Here is a 17,589-nt window from a genome sequence, read left to right on the forward strand (position 1 = left end):
GCATGAACAGCACGCTTATCCAGACTGACCGTTTCGCCCTGAGCGAAACCGAGCGCTCGGCCATCGAGCACGAAATGCATCACTACGAGGACCCGCGCGCGGCGTCCATCGAAGCTCTGAAGATCGTCCAGAAGCAACGTGGCTGGGTGCCTGACGGCGCCATCTATGCCATCGGCGAAATCCTCGGCATCCCGGCCAGCGACGTCGAAGGCGTGGCCACCTTCTACAGCCAGATCTTCCGCCAGCCGGTCGGACGCCACATCATCCGCGTCTGCGACAGCATGGTCTGCTACATCGGTGGCCACGAGTCCGTGGTCGGCCAGATTCAGAGCGAACTGGGCATCGGCCTCGGCCAGACTACCCCGGACGGTCGTTTCACCCTGCTGCCGGTATGCTGCCTGGGCAACTGCGACAAGGCCCCGGCCCTGATGATCGATGACGACACCTTCGGCGACGTTCAGCCGACCGGTGTAGCCAAACTGCTGGAGGGTTACGCATGACCATCACTTCCTTCGGCCCGGCCAACCGCATCGCGCGCAGCGCCGAGACCCACCCACTGACCTGGCGCCTGCGTGACGACGGCGAGCCGGTCTGGCTTGACGAGTACCAGGCCAAGAACGGCTATGCCGCCGCCCGCAAGGCACTGGCGCAGATGTCCCAGGACGATATCGTCCAGACCGTGAAGGACTCCGGCCTCAAGGGCCGTGGCGGTGCGGGCTTCCCCACCGGCGTCAAATGGGGCCTGATGCCCAAAGACGAATCCATGAACATCCGCTACCTGCTGTGCAACGCGGACGAAATGGAGCCGAACACCTGGAAGGACCGCATGCTGATGGAGCAACAGCCCCATCTGCTGGTCGAGGGCATGCTGATCAGCGCCCGCGCCCTCAAGGCCTACCGTGGCTACATCTTCCTGCGCGGCGAATACACCACCGCCGCACGCAACCTGAACCGCGCCATCGATGAAGCCAAGGCCGCTGGCCTGCTGGGCAAGAACATCCTCGGCAGCGGCTTCGATTTCGAGCTGTTCGTCCACACCGGCGCCGGTCGCTACATCTGTGGCGAAGAGACCGCGCTGATCAACTCGCTGGAAGGCCGTCGCGCCAACCCGCGTTCCAAGCCGCCCTTCCCTGCCGCCGTTGGCGTCTGGGGCAAGCCGACTTGCGTGAACAACGTCGAAACCCTGTGCAACGTGCCGGCCATCGTTGGCAACGGCGTTGACTGGTACAAGTCGCTGGCACGCGAAGGCAGCGAAGACCACGGCACCAAGCTGATGGGCTTCTCCGGCAAGGTGAAGAACCCGGGTCTGTGGGAACTGCCATTCGGCGTCACCGCCCGCGAGCTGTTCGAAGACTACGCCGGTGGCATGCGCGATGGCTTCAAGCTCAAGTGCTGGCAGCCAGGCGGCGCCGGTACCGGCTTCCTGCTTCCCGAGCACCTGGATGCGCAGATGTATGCCGGCGGCATCGCCAAGGTGGGCACCCGGATGGGTACTGGCCTGGCCATGGCGGTGGACGACAGCGTCAACATGGTCTCGCTGCTGCGCAACATGGAAGAGTTCTTCGCCCGCGAATCCTGCGGCTGGTGCACTCCGTGCCGCGACGGCCTGCCATGGAGCGTGAAGATGCTGCGCGCCCTCGAGAAGGGCCAGGGCCAGCAGAGCGATATCGAGACCCTGCTGGGCCTGGTCAACTTCCTCGGCCCTGGCCGCACCTTCTGCGCTCATGCACCGGGCGCCGTCGAGCCGCTGGGCAGTGCCATCAAATACTTCCGCCACGAGTTCGAGGCCGGTGTCGCCGCCCCTGGCAGCGCCGCCCTGAGCCCGAACCTGGCCAAGCCAATCCCGGCCCCGATCGTGGTTGGCGCATAACAAGATGAAACGCGGATGGTCCGTGCCATCCGCCAGCCTCGCAGGCTCGCCCGACCATTGTCGCGCGAGCCGCGGGCACACCGATTTCCATTAGCCACGCCCGCACACGCGGGCCAACGAAGAACTTTGAACCATGGCCACTATCCACGTAGACGGCAAAGCGCTCGAAGTCAACGGTGCGGACAACCTGTTACAGGCTTGTCTGTCGCTCGGCCTCGACATCCCTTATTTCTGCTGGCACCCGGCGCTCGGCAGCGTCGGCGCCTGCCGGCAGTGTGCGGTCAAGCAGTACAACGACGAGAACGACACCCGTGGTCGTATCGTCATGTCCTGCATGACCCCCGCCTCCGACGGCACCTGGATTTCCATCGAAGACGATGAGTCCAAGGCGTTCCGCGCCAGCGTCGTCGAATGGCTGATGACCAACCACCCGCACGACTGCCCGGTCTGCGAGGAAGGCGGTCACTGCCACCTGCAAGACATGACGGTCATGACCGGCCACAACGAGCGCCGCTACCGTTTCACCAAGCGTACCCACCAGAACCAGGAACTCGGCCCGTTCATCGCTCACGAGATGAACCGCTGCATCGCCTGCTATCGCTGCGTGCGTTACTACAAGGACTACGCCGGCGGCACCGATCTGGGCGTCTATGGCGCGCACGACAACGTGTACTTCGGCCGTGTCGAAGACGGTACCCTGGAGAGCGAATTCTCCGGCAACCTGACCGAGGTCTGCCCTACCGGTGTATTCACCGACAAGACCCACTCCGAGCGCTACAACCGCAAATGGGACATGCAGTTCGCCCCGAGCATCTGCCATGGCTGCTCCAGCGGCTGCAACATCAGCCCGGGTGAGCGTTACGGCGAACTGCGCCGGATCGAGAACCGCTTCAACGGTTCGGTCAACCAGTATTTCCTCTGCGACCGCGGCCGCTTCGGCTACGGCTATGTCAACCGTACCGATCGCCCACGCCAGCCACTGCTGGCCGACGGCTCCAAGCTGAGCGTGGACGCTGCCCTCGACCAGGCCGCCGATCTGTTGCGCGGCCGCACCATCGTCGGTATCGGTTCGCCACGCGCCAGCCTGGAAAGCAACTACGGCCTGCGCGAGCTGGTCGGTGCCGAGTACTTCTATTCGGGTATGGAAGCCGCTGAACTGGAGCGCGTGCGCCTGGTTCTGCAGGTGCTCAACGACAGCCCGCTGCCAGTACCGACCCTGCGCGAGATCGAAGACCACGACGCCGTGTTCGTCCTCGGTGAAGACCTGACCCAGACCGCTGCCCGCGTCGCCCTGTCCGTGCGTCAGGCTACCAAGGGCAAGGCCGAGGCCATGGCCGAGTCGATGAAAGTCCAGCCATGGCTCGACGCCGCGGTGAAGAACATCGGCCAGCACGCCCTGTACCCGCTGTTCATCGCCAGCCTGGCCGAAACCAAGCTGGATGACGTCGCCGAAGAATGCGTTCACGCAGCGCCCGCCGACCTGGCGCGCCTCGGCTTCGCCGTGGCCCACGCCATCGATCCAAGCGCCCCGGCCGTCGAAGGCCTGGACGCCGACGCACTGGAACTGGCCAAGCGCATCGCCGATGCCCTGGTCGCCGCCAAGCGTCCGCTGATCGTTTCCGGTGGTTCGCTGGGTTCCAAGGCGCTGATCGAAGCTGCCGCCAACATCGCCAAGGCCCTCAAGCTGCGCGACAAGGCCGGCTCCCTGAGCCTGGTGGTGCCGGAAGCCAACAGCATCGGGATGGCCATGTTCGGTGGTGACTCGGTGGATGCCGCGCTGGACGCGGTGATCTCGGGCAAGGCCGACGCCATCGTCGTGCTGGAAAACGACCTGTACAGCCGCGTCCCGGCCGCCAAGGTCGACGCCGCGTTCGCCGCTGCCAAAGTGATCATCGTTGCCGATCACTCCAAGACCCCGACCACCGACCGCGCCCACCTGGTGCTGCCAGCCGCCTCCTTCGCCGAAGGCGACGGTACTCTGGTCAGCCAGGAAGGCCGTGCCCAGCGCTTCTTCCAGGTCTTCGATCCGACCTACCTGGACAGCAGCATCCTGGTTCACGAAGGCTGGCGCTGGATGCACGCCCTGCGTGCGACCCTGCTGAACCAGCCGGTGGACTGGACCCAACTGGACCACGTCACCAGCGCCTGCGCCAGTGTCACCCCGCAACTGGCCGGCATCGTCAACGCCGCACCGTCCGCCGCGTTCCGCATCAAGGGCATGAAGCTCGCCCGCGAACCGCTGCGCTACTCCGGTCGTACCGCCATGCGCGCCAACATCAGCGTGCACGAACCGCGTACCCCGCAGGACAAGGACACCGCCTTCGCCTTCTCCATGGAAGGTTACTCGGGCTCGGCCGAGCCGCGTTCGCAAGTGCCGTTCGCCTGGTCGCCGGGCTGGAACTCGCCGCAAGCCTGGAACAAGTTCCAGGACGAGGTCGGTGGCCACCTGCGTGCCGGTGACCCGGGTACTCGCCTGATCGAGTCCCAGGGTGATCGCCTGAACTGGTTCGCCAGCGTTCCGGGCGCCTTCGCCCCGGCCCGCGGCACCTGGCAGGTCGTGCCGTTCTACCACCTGTTCGGCAGCGAGGAGAGTTCGTCCCGTGCAGCACCGGTGCAAGAGCGCATCCCGCAAGCCTACGTCGCACTGGCCAAGGCCGAAGCCGACCGCCTGGGTGTCAACGAAGGCGCCCTGCTCAGCCTGAACGTCGCGGGTCAGACCCTGCGTCTGCCGCTGCGCATCAATGAAGAACTGGGCGTTGGCCTGGTTGCGCTGCCGAAAGGCCTGGCCGGTATCCCGCCAGCCATCTTCGGTGCATCCGTCGAAGGCCTGCAGGAGGCAGCACAATGACCTGGTTCACCCCCGAAGTGATCGATGTGATCATTACCGTCGTCAAGGCCGTCGTGGTCTTGCTGGCGGTGGTGGTCTGCGGTGCGCTGCTCAGCTTCGTCGAGCGGCGCCTGCTGGGCTGGTGGCAGGACCGCTACGGTCCGAACCGCGTCGGCCCGTTCGGCATGTTCCAGATCGCTGCCGACATGCTGAAGATGTTCTTCAAGGAAGACTGGAATCCGCCCTTCGTCGACAAGATGATCTTCACCCTGGCGCCGGTCGTGGCCATGAGCGCGCTGCTGATTGCCTTCGCGATCATCCCGATCACCCCGACCTGGGGTGTCGCGGACCTGAACATCGGCCTGCTGTTCTTCTTCGCCATGGCCGGCCTGTCGGTGTACGCCGTACTGTTCGCCGGCTGGTCGTCGAACAACAAGTACGCCTTGCTCGGCAGCCTGCGCGCCTCGGCCCAGACCGTGTCCTATGAAGTGTTCATGGGCCTGGCGCTGATGGGCATCGTGGCCCAGGTCGGCTCGTTCAACATGCGCGACATCGTCGACTACCAGGCGCAGAACCTGTGGTTCATCATTCCGCAGTTCTTCGGCTTCTGTACCTTCTTCATCGCTGGCGTCGCCGTGACTCACCGTCACCCGTTCGACCAGCCGGAAGCGGAACAGGAACTGGCCGACGGTTACCACATTGAATACGCCGGCATGAAATGGGGCATGTTCTTCGTGGGTGAGTACATCGGCATCATCCTGATCTCGGCGCTGCTGGTAACCCTGTTCTTCGGTGGCTGGCACGGTCCGTTCGGCATCCTGCCGCAGATCCCGTTCATCTGGTTCGCCCTGAAAACCGGCTTCTTCATCATGCTGTTCATCCTGCTGCGCGCCTCCATCCCGCGCCCACGCTATGACCAGGTGATGGACTTCAGCTGGAAGTTCTGCCTGCCGCTGACCTTGATCAATTTGCTGGTGACCGCTGCGCTCGTGTTGCTCAACACGCCAGCTGTTGCGGCCCAGTGAGGATTTGACCCATGTTCAAATATATTGGCGACATCGTTAAGGGCACCGGCACCCAGCTGCGCAGCCTGGTAATGGTGTTCTCCCACGGGTTCCGCAAACGCGACACCCTGCAATACCCGGAAGAAGCGGTCTACCTGCCGCCACGCTACCGTGGCCGTATCGTGCTGACCCGCGACCCCGATGGCGAAGAGCGCTGCGTAGCGTGCAACCTGTGTGCCGTGGCCTGCCCGGTCGGTTGCATCTCGCTGCAGAAAGCCGAAACGGAAGACGGACGCTGGTATCCGGAGTTCTTCCGCATCAACTTCTCGCGCTGCATTTTCTGCGGCCTCTGCGAGGAAGCCTGCCCGACCACCGCGATCCAGCTCACGCCGGATTTCGAAATGGCCGAGTTCAAACGTCAGGACCTGGTGTACGAGAAGGAAGATCTGCTGATCGCCGGACCAGGCAAGAACCCTGATTACAACTTCTACCGTGTTGCAGGTATGGCGGTTGCCGGCAAGCCGAAAGGCTCCGCGCAGAACGAAGCCGAGCCGATCAACGTGAAGAGCTTGCTCCCTTAAGGAAGAAAGATGGAATTCGCTTTCTATTTCGCATCCGGTGTCGCTGTGGTGTCCACCCTTCGGGTGATCACCAACACCAACCCCGTGCACGCCCTGCTCTACCTGATCATTTCGCTGATCTCCGTGGCGATGACCTTCTTCGCCCTCGGCGCTCCGTTTGCCGGCGCGCTGGAAGTGATCGCCTACGCTGGCGCCATTATGGTGCTGTTCGTCTTCGTGGTGATGATGCTCAACCTGGGTCCGGCTTCGGTCGCCCAGGAACGCGGCTGGCTCAAGCCCGGCATCTGGACCGGCCCCGTGGTCCTCGGCACGCTGCTGCTGCTCGAACTGCTGTATGTGCTGTTCAGCAACCAGAGCGGTGCTGCCATCGGTCATACCACCGTCGACGCCAAGGCGGTCGGCATCAGCCTGTTTGGTCCTTACCTGCTGGTAGTGGAACTGGCCTCCATGCTGCTGCTCGCCGCGGCGGTAACGGCTTTCCACCTCGGCCGCAACGAGGCGAAGGAGTAATCACATGCCTGCTATCCCACTCGAACACGGCCTGGCCGTCGCCGGCATTCTGTTCTGCCTCGGTCTGGTCGGCCTGATGGTCCGCCGCAACATTCTCTTCGTGCTGATGAGTCTGGAAATCATGATGAACGCCTCGGCACTGGCCTTCATCGTCGCTGGCGCCCGCTGGGCGCAGCCGGATGGACAGATCATGTTCATCCTGGTGATCAGCCTGGCAGCCGCCGAGGCCAGTATCGGCCTGGCGATCCTGCTGCAGCTGTATCGCCGCTTCCACACTCTCGATATCGATGCAGCCAGTGAGATGCGCGGATGAATCTTCTCTTTCTGACTTTCGTATTCCCCCTGATCGGCTTCCTGCTGCTGTCGTTCTCCCGTGGTCGTTTCTCGGAGAACCTGTCGGCGCTGATCGGTGTCGGCTCGGTCGGTCTGTCGGCGATCGTCGCAGCCTGGGTGATCTGGCAATTCAACGTCGCGCCACCGGAAGGCGGCGTGTACAGCCAACTGCTGTGGCAGTGGATGTCGGTTGACGGCTTCGCACCTACCTTCACCCTGCACCTGGATGGCCTGTCGGTCACCATGCTGGGCGTGGTGGTCGGCGTCGGCTTCCTGATCCACCTGTTCGCCTCCTGGTACATGCGCGGTGAAGCGGGTTACTCGCGCTTCTTCTCCTACACCAACCTGTTCATTGCCAGCATGTTGTTCCTGATCCTGGGCGACAACCTGCTGTTCATCTACTTCGGTTGGGAAGGCGTGGGCCTGTGCTCGTACCTGTTGATCGGTTTCTACTACAGCAACCGCAACAACGGTAACGCGGCACTCAAGGCCTTCATCGTCACCCGTATCGGCGACGTGTTCATGGCCATCGGCCTGTTCATCCTGTTCCAGCAGCTCGGCACCCTGAACGTGCAGGAACTGCTGGTGCTCGCGCCGCAGAAGTTCCAGGCGGGCGACACCTGGATGGTCCTGGCGACCCTGATGCTGCTCGGTGGTGCCGTCGGTAAATCCGCGCAACTGCCGCTGCAGACCTGGCTGGCGGACGCGATGGCCGGTCCTACCCCGGTTTCGGCACTGATCCACGCCGCGACCATGGTGACCGCAGGCGTCTACCTGATCGCCCGTACCCACGGCCTGTTCGCCCTGGCGCCGGATGTACTGCACCTGGTTGGCGTGGTCGGCGGTGTGACCCTGGTCCTGGCCGGTTTCGCCGCGCTGGTCCAGACCGACATCAAACGTATCCTCGCCTACTCCACCATGAGCCAGATCGGCTACATGTTCCTGGCCCTGGGCGTCGGTGCCTGGGACGCGGCGATCTTCCACCTGATGACCCACGCCTTCTTCAAGGCCCTGCTGTTCCTCGCCTCCGGTGCGGTGATCGTTGCCTGCCACCACGAGCAGAACATCTTCAAGATGGGCGGCCTGTGGAAGAAACTGCCTCTGGCCTACACCAGCTTCGTGGTCGGTGGCGCTGCGCTGGCCGCCTTGCCGCTGATCACCGTTGGTTTCTACTCCAAGGACGAGATCCTCTGGGAAGCCTTCGCCAGCGGTAACACCGGTCTGCTGTACGCTGGCCTGGTGGGTGCGTTCATGACCTCGCTGTACACCTTCCGCCTGATCTTCATCGCCTTCCACGGTGAAGCCAAGACCGAAGCCCATGCCGGCCACGGCATTTCGCACTGGCTGCCACTGAGCGTGCTGATCGTCCTGTCGACCTTCGTCGGTGCCTGGATCCATCCACCACTGGCCGGCGTTCTGCCGGAAAGCGCTGGCCATGCCGGCGGCGAAGCCAAGCACAGCCTGGAAATCGCCTCGGGCGCCATCGCCATCGCGGGTATCCTGCTGGCCGCGGTGCTGTTCCTGGGCAAGCGTCGCCTGGTCACCGCCATCGCCAACAGCGGCATCGGCCGCGTCCTCTCGGCCTGGTGGTTCGCCGCCTGGGGCTTCGACTGGATCTACGACAAGCTGTTCGTCAAACCTTACCTGTTGATCAGCCACATCCTGCGCAAGGATCCGGTTGACCGCGGCATTGGCCTGATTCCGCGTATGGCTCGGGGCGGTCACGCCGCCATGAGCAAAACCGAAACCGGTCAGCTGCGCTGGTACACCGCTTCGATCGCCGTGGGTGCCGTCCTTGTACTCGGCGCCGTTTTGATGGCTGCGGTCTGATATGAACCTTGCGACTTTGCGAAAGGAATTGAGCCCGTCATGATTTTGCCTTGGCTGATCCTGATCCCCTTTATCGGCGGCCTGCTGTGCTGGCTGGGTGAGCGCTTCGGCGCCACCCTGCCGCGCTGGATCGCGCTGCTGACCATGTCCCTCCTGCTTGGTATCGGCCTCTGGCTGTGGGCCAACGGGGACTACACCCTCGCCCCCGCTCCCGGCGCCGCGCCGCAGTGGGCGGTTGAATTCAAAGTGCTGTGGATCGAGCGCTTCGGCATCAGCCTGCACCTGGCCCTCGACGGCCTGTCGCTGCTGATGATCCTGCTCACCGGCCTGCTCGGTGTGCTCTCGGTACTCTGCTCGTGGAAAGAGATCCAGCGCCACGTCGGCTTCTTCCACCTCAACCTGATGTGGATCCTCGGCGGCGTGGTCGGGGTGTTCCTGGCCCTGGACCTGTTCCTGTTCTTCTTCTTCTGGGAAATGATGCTGGTGCCGATGTATTTCCTCATCGCGCTCTGGGGTCACAGCTCCTCCGACGGCAAGAAGACCCGGATCTACGCAGCAACCAAGTTCTTCATCTTCACCCAGGCCAGCGGCCTGATCATGCTGGTGGCGATCCTCGGTCTGGTACTGGTCAATTTCAACAACACCGGGGTGATCACCTTCGATTACACCCAGTTGCTGAAAGCCGACCTGCCGGCCGGCACCGAATACCTGCTGATGCTCGGCTTCTTCATCGCCTTCGCGGTCAAGCTGCCGGTGGTGCCGTTCCACTCCTGGCTGCCTGACGCTCACGCCCAGGCACCGACCGCCGGTTCCGTGGACCTCGCCGGTATCCTGCTGAAGACTGCGGCCTACGGCCTGCTGCGTTTCGCCCTGCCGCTGTTCCCGAACGCCTCGGCCGAGTTCGCGCCGATCGCCATGACCCTGGGTCTGATCGGGATCTTCTACGGTGCGTTCCTGGCATTCGCCCAGACCGACATCAAGCGTCTGATCGCCTTCTCCAGCGTTTCGCACATGGGCTTCGTGCTGATCGGTATCTACTCCGGCAGCCAGCAAGCCCTGCAAGGCGCGGTGATCCAGATGCTGGCCCACGGTGTTTCGGCTGCCGCGCTGTTTATCCTCAGCGGTCAACTGTACGAGCGCCTGCACACCCGTGACATGCGCCAGATGGGTGGCCTGTGGCACCGCATCGCCTACCTGCCGGCCATCAGCCTGTTCTTCGCGGCCGCGTCGCTGGGTCTGCCAGGCACCGGTAACTTCGTCGGCGAGTTCCTGATCCTGATCGGCAGCTTCGTCAGTGCCCCGTGGGTCACCGTCATCGCCACCTCCGGCCTGGTGTTTGGCTCGGTCTACTCGCTGATCATGATCCACCGCGCCTACTTCGGCCCGTCGAAATCCGACGAGGTCCTGGCCGGCATGGACAACCGCGAACTGATCATGGTGCTGGGCCTGGCTGGCCTGCTGATCCTGCTGGGCGTGTACCCGCAACCGTTCCTCGACACTTCTGCCGCCACCATGAGCGGTGTGCAGCAGTGGCTCGGTACCGCTTTCACTCAACTCGCTTCGGCCCGGTAAGAGCGCTATGGACCTGACGATTCAACACTTTATCGCGCTTGCGCCGCTGCTGATTACCACCATCACCGTTGTCGTGGTGATGCTGGCAATCGCCTGGCGCCGCAATCACTCGCAAACCTTCCTGCTGTCGACCGTGGGCCTTAACCTGGCCCTGCTGTCGATCCTGCCGGTCCTGAAGATCGTTCCTCTGGCGGTCACCCCGCTGCTGACCATCGACAAGTTCGCCTGCCTGTACATGGCGCTGATCCTCATCGCCACCCTGGCCTGCGTCACCCTCGCCCACGCTTATCTGGGTGATGGCGGCAAAGGCTACCCGGGCAACCGCGAAGAACTGTACCTGCTGATCCTGATGGCAGCGCTCGGCGGTCTGGTTCTGGTCAGCGCGCAACACCTGGCGGGCCTGTTCATCGGCCTGGAACTGCTGTCGGTGCCGGTCTACGGCCTGGTCGCCTATGCCTTCTTCAACAAGCGCTCGCTGGAAGCCGGCATCAAGTACATGGTGCTCTCGGCCGCAGGCTCCGCGTTCCTGTTGTTCGGTATGGCGCTGCTGTACAGCGATGCCGGCAGCCTGAGCTTCGACGGCATCGGCAAGGCGCTGGCCGCCACCAACATGCCGAGCCTGCTCGCGCAACTGGGCCTGGGCATGATGCTGGTCGGTCTGGCATTCAAGCTGTCGCTGGTGCCGTTCCACCTGTGGACCCCGGACGTCTACGAAGGGGCTCCGGCACCAGTCGCGGCCTTCCTGGCCACCGCGTCGAAGGTTGCCGTGTTCGCTGTCGTGGTGCGTCTGTTCATGCTCTCCCCTGCTGCCAGCAGCGGCGTGCTGACCACCGTACTGTCGGTGATCGCGGTCGCCTCGATTCTGGTCGGTAACCTGCTGGCCCTGACCCAGAGCAACCTCAAGCGTCTGCTCGGTTACTCGTCGATCGCCCACTTCGGTTACCTGCTGATCGCCCTGGTGGCCAGCAAGGGCCTGGCGGTGGAAGCCATCGGCGTCTACCTGGTCACCTACGTGATCACCAGCCTCGGCGCCTTCGGCGTGATCACCCTGATGTCCTCGCCGTACAACGGCCGTGACGCGGACGCCCTGTACGAGTACCGCGGCCTGTTCTGGCGCCGTCCGTACCTGACCGCAGTGCTGACTGTGATGATGCTGTCGCTGGCCGGTATCCCGCTGACCGCAGGCTTCATCGGCAAGTTCTACATCATCGCTACCGGCGTCGAGTCGCAACTGTGGTGGCTGGTCGGTGCCCTGGTAATCGGTAGCGCCATCGGCGTGTTCTATTACCTGCGCGTCATGGTCACCCTGTTCCTGATCGAGCCGAACCTGCGTCGTCACGATGCACCGCTGAACTGGGAACAGCGCACCGGCGGCGTCATGCTGCTGGCCATCGCGATCCTGGCCTTCGTCCTCGGCGTCTATCCGCAGCCGCTGCTGGACCTGGTGCAACACGCCGGCCTGCAACTGGTCGGCTGATAGCCCCGGAAAGACAAACACCCCGCTTCGGCGGGGTGTTTTTTTTCCACGACATTACGATTGCCTCCTTCCCTGGCAACGTCACGCCAGATCCTGCTTCAGCCAGACACCGGCTGACAGGGACCGCGTGCCCCTTCGACGAAGATCCCTTCCCCGTCAATCGACCTGCATCACAGGCTCATGCCCTCCTGGCCCGTCCCTTCCGGCATGGGTGCAGGGAAAGCCGCGCGTCGCAACTCACTGTCGGCACGCGGCAGATGCACTTCCGGGTTGGGCATGCCGCTGGGGGACAGCTCGTGCGTCATTTCGAATTCGGCCCGTACCGACCAGCCGCAGGCTTCCGTGGTGCACTGCAAGTAGGCTACCCGCAGGAAAATGTGCCGGCCCTCGCTGGTGCGGATACGCATGCGGCTTTTGCAATGCGGGCATACGAGCTTGTAAGTACTCACAGCAGCCCCCTCGATGTGAGGCAGCACACTCCGCTGTTCTGACGGTAATTCATTCCTATTCCAATCTCCTGTAAGCTCAAAACGCCCAAGCAGAGAAATTTCCTATTCTCATGATGGAAACTTCCGACATTTAATTTCCCCAAACGAGTAGTGCTCGATGTTGCAAAGAGAGAGAATGCGATTTGCATATTTTTTTGCCGAACATTATATCAGCACCCCACAGGATTACTCGTTATGAGTATTAATGGATTTGCTGCGGTTCTTGCCAGAATGAAGCTCGTGACCCAGTCAACCACCGATTCAGGCCTGTCATCCGCACTTGGCGTAAGCCCGCAAACCGTCAGCAGCTGGAAAGGCCGCGACAGCATCCCTTACGCGATATGCGTAGACCTTGCCGAAAAACATGGCGTTTGCCTCGATTGGCTGTTGGTCGGCGAAGGTCCGAAATTTCGTACCGCTGCCCAATACGCGATAAACACCTCGATCGACCCGGAGTGGGAGACCCAGCTGATCGCCCAGTTGCGCCTGCTCGAACCGAGCGACCTGCACGCCATCACCCTGGCCATTCAAGAGAAGCAGCGCCTGCGCGAGCTGGAACGGCAGGTCGAGGAGATCGCCGGCCTGCTACCGCAACGCAACAGCTAGCCGCCGCGCTCAACTCCCACCCCGCAAGCGCTGGATAATCTCGCGGAGGTCCGCGCCGTCGATCCAGATCATCACTTTGATGACAATCGGAATCACCACCACCGCACCGATGAACGCGGCCTCACCGCCAGAGAGAAACGGCGCGATCGAACGCATCAGCGGGGTGAAGAGATAGCCAACCCCCGCCGACAGAAACAGCGAGCCCATGCGCTGCCAGGCCTTCAGCAGACCCCGGGTACTGGCGACCAGCCAGGCGCCAAGCAGCGCGCCAAACACCACGTCACCGTCCACCGTCGGCAGGGCCGAGGCCAGCCCGAGCCCAACGAAAAGACTGGAAAGATTGGCCGAGGTCGGATCACTCATCGCGCTCCCCTTTTGCTGCCTTGAGGCGGCGGCGCGGGCATTCGACGACCGTAACCTGCTTGCCCAGCTCGAACCGGGTCGCTTCCGCCACCGCACGCCAGTAAAGCTGCGCCAGGGTGGGCCGCTTGCCATCACCCGGCAGGTCGAGCAGCATCTTGTAGCCGCGTCCGCGCAGGGCCTGGCGCCACGACAGAAACTCCTTCACCACGCTCGACGCAGCCACCCGCGCCGCCACTTCGAGGCGGGCGTGGCCGATGTCTGCGGGCAGTTGCAACTGCTCGCGGATCAAGCGCAGATCGATGGCTGGCCAGAACGGATCGCTGGCCACCAGATAACGATGATTGTCCGCGTGGGCCGCGAGACAGGAATCATTGGATTGCATTTCCACTCCCTGGCTCACGAAAGGTCCGACTGATGATTGAGGATGCCGTAGCGCAGCGCCTTGATCACTGCCGCCACCCTCGAATGCACGGACAGCTTGCGCAGCACGTTGCCGACATGAAAGTTCACGGTCGATTCCTTGCATTCAAGAATTTTGGAAATTTCCCACGAGGTTTTTCCGTAGGAACACCAGAACAGCACTTCCCCTTCTCGCTTGGTCAACGACGGTGGATCGGCGGCCGCCAGGGCCGGGGTTACAGGGTCGGATGGCATGTCTCTCTCCGTGCACGTGGCCCTGATCTCGCGGGCCGATTGACGATGCCGGAACGATACGAAGGTGACGCCGTGTCGGACCAGTCGCACAACATGTAGCCAACGCGACTACATATCAGCGAGGGAAAGTCCTGCCTCGAAAGCGGAAGATTGTGGTGATTTCACAGGGCTTTCGTTCGTCTGATCTCACATTGCCTGCCAGACCAAATCCGTTGGAGCTGTAAGATGCCTTCCCCTTTGTTCCTGCATTCCTCCCTGTACCTGCTTGGCCTGAGCCTCGCTGGCGGCACCGCCGTCCAGGCCGCTGATACCGTCGAACTGGGCCAGGTGGTGATCCAGGAAAAACAACAGGACGAGTTGCACGCCGCGCAAGAGCGCCTGCGGGAAGTGCCGGGCGGGACCAACCTGGTGGACATGAGCCGGGTCGAACAAGGCCGGGTCGCCAGCAACCAGGATGTGCTGGCCTACCAGCCCGGGGTGTTCGCCCAGTCCGCCGGCAACGACGGCATCAAGCTGTCGATCCGAGGCTCGGGGATCAACCGCGCACCGGGCGCCCATGGCTCCGGCACCTATGTGATGTTCGACGGTCTGCCACTGACCGGGCCGGGCGGCACACCCTACGAACTGTTCGAACCGCTCTGGCTGAGCCGCGCCGAAGTCTTGCGGGGGGCCAACGGTTTCGACCGCGGCGCCCTGGCCCTGGGCGGCGCGATCAACTACGTGACCCACACCGGCCATGACGCAGTGCCACTGCAACTGCGTTACGAAGCCGGCAGCCGCGGCTACATGAAGCGCCAGATCAGTTCCGGCCAGGTGCTGGGCGACCTCGACTATTACGTCGCCCTCACCGACTCGGAGTACGACGGCTATCAGGACCACAGCAGCGGCAGCAGCAAAGGCATCGCCGCGAACGTCGGTTATCGCTTCAACCCCAATTTGGAAACGCGCTTTTACCTGCGTTACCGGGAAACCGAGAACGACCTGGCCGGACGCCTGACCCAGGACCAGATCAAGCATCACCCGCGTGCCGCCAACCCGGCGTACCTGACCCGCGACGACAGCCGTCCGCAGCCGGGCAGTACCTGGCTGGGCAACAAGACCACCTTCTATCTCGATGACGATTCGCAACTGGAAGCAGGCCTTGTCTATCACGACTATCCGATGGATCTGCGTGAAGGTCCGATGCGTCTGAAGGTCGCCTACACCGACGTCAGCGGCACCCTGAATTATCAGCGCCGCCATACCCTGTTCGGACATGAGAGCAAAACCACGATTGGCTGGCGCACCACCAAGCACCTGCCCAATAGCGGCGCGTCGCAATACTCGCGAGTGAACGGCGTATTCGGTGCGAAAACCCGCGATTTCACCTACCAGGGCTCGGATACCGTCCTGCATATCGGCAACGAACTGGAACTGATCCCAGACCTGTGGCTGACCAGCGGTCTGGCGGCGATCTACACCCGTCGCGAGAGCGACGTTACCTTCCCGGTTTCCGGCGGCAAGGTCAGCCAACATGACTGGGACTACGCGCCGCGCCTCGGCTTGCGCTACGACCTCAGCCCGGCGCTGCAACTGTACGGCAACCTGAGCCGCTCAGTGGAACCGCCGCACCCGTGGTCACTGATCTGGAGTGCACCGACCCAGACCCAGCCGATCGAAATGCAGAACCAGACCGCGACCACCCTGGAGTTGGGTGCCCGTGGCGATTCGGATCTGGGGCGTTGGGATCTGGCGTGGTATTACGCCAAGGTCCGCCACGAATTGCTGGCCGTGGAAACCCAGGCGGCAACCCAGACAACCGCGGCAATCGTCGGCGAATTCAACGCCAGCCCGACCACCCACCAAGGCGTCGAGGCCTCCCTCGACAGCCCGCTCTGGGAACGCCCCGCGGTCGGCAAACTCTCGCTGCGCCAGGCCTACACCTTCAGCGACTTCCACTACCGCGACGACAAGGTCTTCGGCGACAACCGTCTGCCCGGCATCCCGATGCATTACTACCAGGCCGAGCTGCGCTTTGACCTGCCGAGCGGGTTCTATGCCGGGCTGAATACCCAAATGGCATCGAAGGTCCAGGTCGACTACGCCAACAGCTACAACGCCGACGCCTACGCCCTGCTCGGCGCCACCGTCGGTTACAACGCGCCGAAACAGGACTGGCAGACCTGGCTGGACCTGCGCAACCTGACCAACAAGCGTTACGCGGCCATCGTTGTTCCGGGCTACAACGACAGAGGCGCCGATGTGGCGCGCTCGGTGCCGGGCGAAGGATTCGGCGTCTACGCGGGTATCTCCTACAGTTTCCGCTGAAAAATCCGGCTCACGGCCTCAAGGCGGCAACTGCACCTGAGGCCGGGTCTCGCTGTAAATACCCCAACTGGACACAAACAGCGCCGCAATCAACGGCCCAATGACAAAACCGTTAAGGCCGAACACCGCCAGCCCGCCCAGCGTGGACACCAGCACCAGGTAGTCAGGCATCCGCGTGTCCTTGCCCACCAGCAACGGGCGCAGCAGATTGTCCACCAACCCGATCACCCCGACGCCAAACACCGTCAGCACCACCCCTTGCCAGACCGCGCCGCTGAGCAGGAAATACACCGCCACCGGCGCCCAGACGATCCCCGCCCCCACTGCCGGCAACAGCGACAGAAACGCCATCAGCACCGCCCAGAGCAACGGACTCGGCACATCCAGCACCCAGAAAATCAGGCCACCCAGCGCTCCTTGGGCTATGGCCACCAGCAGGTTGCCCTTGACCGTCGCCCGCACCACCCGGTTGAACTTCAGTTGCAGACGGCGCTTCTGCTGCTCGGCCAACGGGATGGCCTGGCGAATCTTGCGTACCAGCTCGGCCCCATCACGCAGGAAGAAAAACAGCAGGTAGAGCATCACTCCGAGGCTCACCATCAGTTCGAAAGTGCTCTGACCAAAACTGTAAGCCTGGCTGGCGAAGAACTGACTGCCCTGCAGCGCGCCCTTGGCAGTCTTGTCCCGCAGCCCTTCCAGGTCGCCCATGCCCATACGTTCCAGCGTGCGCTGGGCGACATGCGGCAGCATGTCCTTGAACCGCTCGACATTCGCGGCGATATCCAGCTCACCGCTTTCGATGCGCTTGTACAGCGACGAGCCTTCCTGCACCAGCAGGCCACTGACGATGATCATCGGCAACACCGCGATCAGCAGGCAGGTCAACAAGGTCAGCGCCGCCGCCACATTGCGCCGCTGATTGAAGCGCAGCAGCAGCCGGCGCTGCATCGGCGCGAAGAGAATGCCGAGGATCACCGCCCAGAACACCGCGCCGTAATACGGCAGGAGAATCCAGATAAAGGCCAGGGTCACCAGCACCAGTAACCCGATAAGGGTTTTTCGTTGTACGGCCGTTTCGTTCATGTCCACTCCTTTAGCACTCTGAGCATTAGTGCGCGGCGCCAAGGAGAAAGTGCCGTTGCTCCAGATCAATAAATCCGAAGAGGC

General features: G+C 62.9%; 17 protein-coding genes. 12 read left to right on the forward strand and 5 right to left on the reverse strand.

The window, feature by feature from the left end:
* The first annotated feature begins 2 nt into the window (after positions 1–2).
* From nuoE to nuoN, 10 genes are all read left to right on the forward strand, one after another.
* The gene (gene nuoE / locus NTD82_RS02150) at positions 3–500 is read left to right on the forward strand and encodes an NADH-quinone oxidoreductase subunit NuoE (protein ID WP_095157263.1); all 498 of its coding nucleotides are present in this window, start codon (positions 3–5) and stop codon (positions 498–500) included.
* A complete protein-coding gene (nuoF, locus tag NTD82_RS02155) occupies positions 497–1,870 on the forward strand; it encodes an NADH-quinone oxidoreductase subunit NuoF (protein WP_262127602.1) in 1,374 nt (457 codons plus the stop codon). Before nuoE ends, nuoF begins: the two co-directional genes overlap by 4 nt.
* Positions 1,871–2,003: 133 nt before the next feature.
* A complete protein-coding gene (gene nuoG / locus NTD82_RS02160) occupies positions 2,004–4,718 on the forward strand; it encodes an NADH-quinone oxidoreductase subunit NuoG (RefSeq protein ID WP_095157259.1) in 2,715 nt (904 codons plus the stop codon).
* Positions 4,715–5,722 carry an NADH-quinone oxidoreductase subunit NuoH gene (gene nuoH, locus NTD82_RS02165; protein WP_095157257.1) on the forward strand — a complete coding sequence of 336 codons (1,008 nt, stop codon included), beginning with the start codon at positions 4,715–4,717 and terminating at the stop codon, positions 5,720–5,722. Before nuoG ends, nuoH begins: the two co-directional genes overlap by 4 nt.
* Positions 5,723–5,733: 11 nt before the next feature.
* Positions 5,734–6,282 carry an NADH-quinone oxidoreductase subunit NuoI gene (nuoI, locus tag NTD82_RS02170; RefSeq protein ID WP_095157255.1) on the forward strand — a complete coding sequence of 183 codons (549 nt, stop codon included), beginning with the start codon at positions 5,734–5,736 and terminating at the stop codon, positions 6,280–6,282.
* Positions 6,283–6,291: 9 nt separating this feature from the next.
* Positions 6,292–6,792: an NADH-quinone oxidoreductase subunit J gene (gene nuoJ, locus NTD82_RS02175; RefSeq protein ID WP_262127604.1), complete on the forward strand. Its 501-nt coding sequence runs from the start codon at positions 6,292–6,294 to the stop codon at positions 6,790–6,792.
* Positions 6,793–6,796: 4 nt separating this feature from the next.
* On the forward strand, positions 6,797–7,105 hold the full coding sequence (gene nuoK, locus NTD82_RS02180) for an NADH-quinone oxidoreductase subunit NuoK (protein WP_042125487.1): 309 nt from the start codon (positions 6,797–6,799) through the stop codon (positions 7,103–7,105).
* Positions 7,102–8,955 carry an NADH-quinone oxidoreductase subunit L gene (gene nuoL / locus NTD82_RS02185; RefSeq protein WP_095157253.1) on the forward strand — a complete coding sequence of 618 codons (1,854 nt, stop codon included), beginning with the start codon at positions 7,102–7,104 and terminating at the stop codon, positions 8,953–8,955. The genes nuoK and nuoL overlap by 4 nt, the downstream gene beginning before the upstream one ends.
* Positions 8,956–8,994: 39 nt before the next feature.
* Complete coding sequence (gene nuoM / locus NTD82_RS02190; protein ID WP_095157252.1) at positions 8,995–10,527, forward strand: NADH-quinone oxidoreductase subunit M; 1,533 nt, start codon at positions 8,995–8,997, stop codon at positions 10,525–10,527.
* A 7-nt stretch (positions 10,528–10,534) separates the two neighbouring features.
* Positions 10,535–12,004 (forward strand): NADH-quinone oxidoreductase subunit NuoN, encoded by a 1,470-nt coding sequence (gene nuoN, locus NTD82_RS02195; protein WP_095157251.1) that lies wholly within the window; start codon positions 10,535–10,537, stop codon positions 12,002–12,004.
* Positions 12,005–12,174: 170 nt separating this feature from the next.
* Here nuoN and NTD82_RS02200 read toward each other — a convergent pair whose 3' ends face one another.
* Entirely contained in the window at positions 12,175–12,453 is a 279-nt protein-coding gene (locus NTD82_RS02200; protein ID WP_095157250.1) for an ogr/Delta-like zinc finger family protein, read from the reverse strand.
* 234 nt (positions 12,454–12,687) lie between these two features.
* Here NTD82_RS02200 and NTD82_RS02205 point away from each other — a divergent pair, with 234 nt between their 5' ends.
* On the forward strand, positions 12,688–13,098 hold the full coding sequence (locus NTD82_RS02205; RefSeq protein ID WP_095157249.1) for a helix-turn-helix domain-containing protein: 411 nt from the start codon (positions 12,688–12,690) through the stop codon (positions 13,096–13,098).
* A gap of 9 nt (positions 13,099–13,107) precedes the next feature.
* Here the strand turns inward: NTD82_RS02205 and NTD82_RS02210 are convergent, their stop codons facing one another.
* Genes NTD82_RS02210 through NTD82_RS02220 form a run of 3 tightly spaced genes read right to left on the reverse strand, consistent with a single transcriptional unit; the run spans position 13,108 to position 14,115 of the window.
* Entirely contained in the window at positions 13,108–13,461 is a 354-nt protein-coding gene (locus NTD82_RS02210) for a putative holin (protein WP_095157248.1), read from the reverse strand.
* Positions 13,454–13,843 carry a head completion/stabilization protein gene (locus NTD82_RS02215; RefSeq protein ID WP_262127609.1) on the reverse strand — a complete coding sequence of 130 codons (390 nt, stop codon included), beginning with the start codon at positions 13,841–13,843 and terminating at the stop codon, positions 13,454–13,456. Before NTD82_RS02215 ends, NTD82_RS02210 begins: the two co-directional genes overlap by 8 nt.
* Positions 13,844–13,857: 14 nt before the next feature.
* The gene (locus tag NTD82_RS02220) at positions 13,858–14,115 is read right to left on the reverse strand and encodes a helix-turn-helix domain-containing protein (protein ID WP_095157246.1); all 258 of its coding nucleotides are present in this window, start codon (positions 14,113–14,115) and stop codon (positions 13,858–13,860) included.
* Between the two features lie 225 nt (positions 14,116–14,340).
* On the opposite strand from NTD82_RS02220, the gene NTD82_RS02225 reads away from it, so the two are divergent.
* Positions 14,341–16,422 (forward strand): TonB-dependent receptor family protein, encoded by a 2,082-nt coding sequence (locus tag NTD82_RS02225; protein WP_262127611.1) that lies wholly within the window; start codon positions 14,341–14,343, stop codon positions 16,420–16,422.
* Positions 16,423–16,440: 18 nt separating this feature from the next.
* Here the strand turns inward: NTD82_RS02225 and NTD82_RS02230 are convergent, their stop codons facing one another.
* Entirely contained in the window at positions 16,441–17,505 is a 1,065-nt protein-coding gene (locus NTD82_RS02230; protein ID WP_095157244.1) for an AI-2E family transporter, read from the reverse strand.
* Positions 17,506–17,589: the final 84 nt, after the last annotated feature.

This window comes from Pseudomonas sp. 5P_5.1_Bac1 (genome assembly GCF_025466015.1).
In the GTDB taxonomy this organism is placed as follows: Bacteria; Pseudomonadota; Gammaproteobacteria; order Pseudomonadales; family Pseudomonadaceae; genus Aquipseudomonas.

What these genes read in the sequence shown, in the direction of transcription:
- NTD82_RS02205 (WP_095157249.1), top strand. Translation starts at nt 12,688, where the DNA reads ATGAGTATTAATGGATTTGCTGCGGTTCTTGCCAGAATGAAGCTCGTG.
- NTD82_RS02210 (WP_095157248.1), bottom strand. Translation starts at nt 13,461, where the DNA reads ATGAGTGATCCGACCTCGGCCAATCTTTCCAGTCTTTTCGTTGGGCTC.
- nuoG (WP_095157259.1), top strand. Translation starts at nt 2,004, where the DNA reads ATGGCCACTATCCACGTAGACGGCAAAGCGCTCGAAGTCAACGGTGCG.
- nuoF (WP_262127602.1), top strand. Translation starts at nt 497, where the DNA reads ATGACCATCACTTCCTTCGGCCCGGCCAACCGCATCGCGCGCAGCGCC.
- NTD82_RS02230 (WP_095157244.1), bottom strand. Translation starts at nt 17,505, where the DNA reads ATGAACGAAACGGCCGTACAACGAAAAACCCTTATCGGGTTACTGGTG.
- NTD82_RS02215 (WP_262127609.1), bottom strand. Translation starts at nt 13,843, where the DNA reads ATGCAATCCAATGATTCCTGTCTCGCGGCCCACGCGGACAATCATCGT.
- nuoH (WP_095157257.1), top strand. Translation starts at nt 4,715, where the DNA reads ATGACCTGGTTCACCCCCGAAGTGATCGATGTGATCATTACCGTCGTC.
- NTD82_RS02220 (WP_095157246.1), bottom strand. Translation starts at nt 14,115, where the DNA reads ATGCCATCCGACCCTGTAACCCCGGCCCTGGCGGCCGCCGATCCACCG.
- nuoE (WP_095157263.1), top strand. Translation starts at nt 3, where the DNA reads ATGAACAGCACGCTTATCCAGACTGACCGTTTCGCCCTGAGCGAAACC.
- nuoI (WP_095157255.1), top strand. Translation starts at nt 5,734, where the DNA reads ATGTTCAAATATATTGGCGACATCGTTAAGGGCACCGGCACCCAGCTG.
- nuoL (WP_095157253.1), top strand. Translation starts at nt 7,102, where the DNA reads ATGAATCTTCTCTTTCTGACTTTCGTATTCCCCCTGATCGGCTTCCTG.
- nuoN (WP_095157251.1), top strand. Translation starts at nt 10,535, where the DNA reads ATGGACCTGACGATTCAACACTTTATCGCGCTTGCGCCGCTGCTGATT.
- nuoM (WP_095157252.1), top strand. Translation starts at nt 8,995, where the DNA reads ATGATTTTGCCTTGGCTGATCCTGATCCCCTTTATCGGCGGCCTGCTG.
- nuoJ (WP_262127604.1), top strand. Translation starts at nt 6,292, where the DNA reads ATGGAATTCGCTTTCTATTTCGCATCCGGTGTCGCTGTGGTGTCCACC.
- nuoK (WP_042125487.1), top strand. Translation starts at nt 6,797, where the DNA reads ATGCCTGCTATCCCACTCGAACACGGCCTGGCCGTCGCCGGCATTCTG.
- NTD82_RS02225 (WP_262127611.1), top strand. Translation starts at nt 14,341, where the DNA reads ATGCCTTCCCCTTTGTTCCTGCATTCCTCCCTGTACCTGCTTGGCCTG.